The sequence below is a fragment of the Rhodopseudomonas sp. B29 genome, from assembly GCF_000333455.1.
Lineage (GTDB): Bacteria > Pseudomonadota > Alphaproteobacteria > Rhizobiales > Xanthobacteraceae > Rhodopseudomonas.
In genome coordinates this window covers 1-2,235 of the sequence record NZ_BADD01000342.1, presented here as the reverse complement: position 1 = coordinate 2,235, position 2,235 = coordinate 1, and the positions used below count along the sequence as shown (strand labels likewise).

The following is a 2,235-nucleotide window of genomic DNA, read 5'->3' as shown; positions in this document are numbered from 1 at the left end:
GCGGGACGTAGTTTTGCGCGGCTGCGACTCACATTCGATGATCCCACCATGATCGCCGACGATTTTGGCGACGAGCGCAAGGCCCAGCCCCGAGCCTGTCGGCTTGGTGGTGACGAACGGGTCGAACAGATTCGGCATCAGGTCCTCGGGCACGCCGGGGCCGTTGTCCTTGACGCAGAACTCCAGCGGCAGCGACACGCGAGTTTTCTTGCCGGGTACCGACAGCCGCACACCGGGCCGGAACGCGGTGGTGAGCTGGATCTCCGCATCGCTGCCGAGATCGACCACGGCCTCGGCCGCGTTCTTCACCAGGTTGAGAAACACCTGGATGAGCTGATCCTGATTAGCCAGCACCGGCGGCAGCGACGGGTCGTAGTCTTCGATGAACTTGATGTTGCGGGCGAAGCCGGACTGCGCCAGCCGCTTCACGTGATCGAGTACCGAGTGGATGTTGACCGGGCCACGCGCCACGGGACGGTCGTCGCCGAACACTTCCATGCGGTCGACCAGCGTGACGATGCGATCGGCCTCGTCGCAGATCAGCCGCGTCAGCATGCGGTCTTCGGACGACGCCTGCTGCTCGAGTAGTTGCGCCGCGCCGCGAATGCCGGACAACGGGTTCTTGATCTCGTGCGCCAGCATCGCGGCTAGCGCGATCACCGAGCGCGCGGCGCTGCGATGGGTGAGCTGGCGATCCATCTTGTCGGCGATGGTGCGTTCCTGCAGCATCACCACGATGTGGCCGGGCCGCTCGTTGAGCGGCGCGACGTGCAGATCGACTTGACGGTCGGCGCCGATCCGCGGCGTTCCGAGATCGACCTTGTATTCGTTCACCGGCGAATTGCCGCTGCGGACCTGCTCGATCAGCGCCAGCAGCGGGCTGCCGAACGGCACCAATTCAGTCAGCGACTGCCGGCGAAGGAGTTGCGTGGAGATCTCGAAAAACGATTCCGCCGCCATGTTGGCGTCGACGATCTTGCCGTCGGGACCGACTAACAGGACGGGATTGGGCAGCGCGTTGAGGATGGCGTCGCTGTCGCCCGGCGGCACTTTGCGCGGTTCGGCGATCGCACTCATGCGGCGGCCCTCCAGGCAAAATCATCGAAAGCCTCGCCGAGCGCATGATGCACCCGGGCCGGATTCTCGTCGGTCAGGATCGAAGCTCGCCAACCCTGCAGCACCGCGGCGGGCGTGCCGCTCTGCGCGGCAGCGACGTGCAACGACCAACCGAGGTGTTTGCGGGCGTGACGCAGACCGACATGCGCGCCGTACAGCGTCAGCACCTCGTCGTAGAGCGTGCGCAAGTAATCGAGCTGCTCGGTCAGCGTCGGCGCAAGCTCGGCGGCACCTCCTTCTAGCCGCCGTGCGACCTGGCCCGGCAACCAAGGCTGGCCCTGCGCGCCGCGACCGATCATCACCGCGTCGGCCCCCGACGCCTCAAGGGCTGCGACCGCTGTCTCGGCGCAAGTGATATCGCCGTTGACGACCAGCGGGATCGAAATCGCGTCGCGAACCGCGCGAACCGCGCTCCAGTCCGCCTCGCCCTTGTAGAACTGATTGCGGGTGCGGCCATGCACGGTCACGAGCTGCACGCCTGCGTCCTGCGCACGCCGCGCCAATTCCGGCGCGTTGCGTGAACGGTCATCCCAACCGAGCCGCATCTTCAGCGTCACCGGCACACGGACCGCGCCGATCGTTGCTTCGATCAGCGTCAGCGCGTGATCGAGATCGCGCATCAGCGCCGAGCCGGACTGTCCGCCGGTGACGTGCCGCGCCGGGCAGCCCATGTTGATGTCGATAATGTCGGCACCGCCGGCCTCCGCGATCCGAGCGCCCTCCGCCATCCAGCGCGCTTCGCAGCCGGCAAGCTGAACGACATGCGGCCCCTGCCCGACCTTGTCGCAGCGACGCACGCTCATGCGCCGGCCATTGACCAAGTCCTCGCTAGCGGTCATTTCAGAGACCACCAGCCCGGCTCCCAGCCGCGCCACCAAGCGACGAAACGGTGCGTCGGTAATCCCGGTCATCGGAGCCAGGAAAACCCGGTTGGCGATGTCAATTTGGCCAATTTTCAAAGTCGGCGAACCTGCTAGTTTCGAGCCGGTCAAGGCTGCTCATTCTCTAGCCACTCAAGTGTAGAGTCGGCTTGGCTCAATTGTTGAGCATTGTATAGGGTTGCCTACAGTTTAGCCAGTTCTGGCAGACATGCAAGTGCGTGCAGCAAGATCGGCGAAA

2 protein-coding genes are annotated in these 2,235 nt (G+C 65.0%); both read right to left on the bottom strand.

All coding sequences use genetic code 11. The features are described from left to right. Nucleotides 1–1,077 (bottom strand): nitrogen regulation protein NR(II) (locus tag I5M_RS12275; RefSeq protein ID WP_022721674.1); only part of this gene is annotated, 1,077 nt, incomplete at its 3' end. Then, entirely contained in the window at nucleotides 1,074–2,075 is a 1,002-nt protein-coding gene (gene dusB, locus I5M_RS12270) for a tRNA dihydrouridine synthase DusB (protein ID WP_022721673.1), read from the bottom strand. The genes I5M_RS12275 and dusB, both read right to left, overlap by 4 nt. Nucleotides 2,076–2,235: the final 160 nt, after the last annotated feature.